This is a genomic window from Flavobacterium sp. UGB4466 (genome assembly GCF_903469665.1).
Classification (GTDB): domain Bacteria; phylum Bacteroidota; class Bacteroidia; order Flavobacteriales; family Flavobacteriaceae; genus Flavobacterium; species Flavobacterium lipolyticum.
In genome coordinates this window covers 1-722 of sequence record NZ_CAGKLC010000254.1, presented here as the reverse complement: position 1 = coordinate 722, position 722 = coordinate 1, and the positions used below count along the sequence as shown (strand labels likewise).

Annotated in this window: 1 protein-coding gene; it reads left to right on the top strand. The window is 44.0% G+C overall.

Features of this window, described 5'->3' with window-relative positions; translation table 11 throughout:
• Positions 1-722, top strand: a 722-nt coding sequence (locus tag JO950_RS21945; RefSeq protein WP_202704543.1) for a phosphopantetheine-binding protein, incomplete at both ends; no start/stop codon positions are given.

Here is a 722-nt window from a genome sequence, read left to right as displayed (position 1 = left end):
AAGTTTATAACAAATCCTTTTAGAGCAGGAGAGCGTTTGTACAAAACAGGCGATTTGGGTCGTTGGCTACCCGATGGCAACATTGAGTTCATAGGTCGAAAAGACGATCAGGTAAAAATAAGAGGACACAGGATAGAACTTGGAGAGATAGAGCATGCTTTAGTCAAACATGAAGCTGTAACTCAGGCAGTTGTTGTAGCCAGAGAGAACGAGTCAGCAGAGAAAGAACTTGTAGCGTATATCGTTTCTAATGTCGAGCAGAACGCAAGTGATTTACGAGCTTATTTAAAACAGTCGCTGCCGGAGTATATGCTTCCGGCGTACTTTGTTCAACTCGAAGCGATCCCATTAACGGCCAATGGTAAGATAGACAGAAAAGCATTACCGAATCCTGAGGGTGCGGGATTATCGAGTGGTGTTGAATATGTAGCACCGGGAACAGAACAGGAAAAGGTTTTGGTTTTGGTATGGTCAGCGGTATTGAAAAAAGAAGGCATTGGTATCAAGGATAGTTTTTACAATCTTGGGGGAGATTCCATCAAGTCAATTCAGGTAGTAGCCCGATTAAAGCAACAGGGTTACAGACTTAAAGTAGAGCAGTTGTTAAGCACACCGGTATTGGAAGATCTGGCAGGGTTGATGGAGCTGACCACCCAGGTTAGCGATCAAAGTGAAGTGAGTGGTGCTGTTGTGCTGACCCCAATCCAGGAATGGTTTTTCAA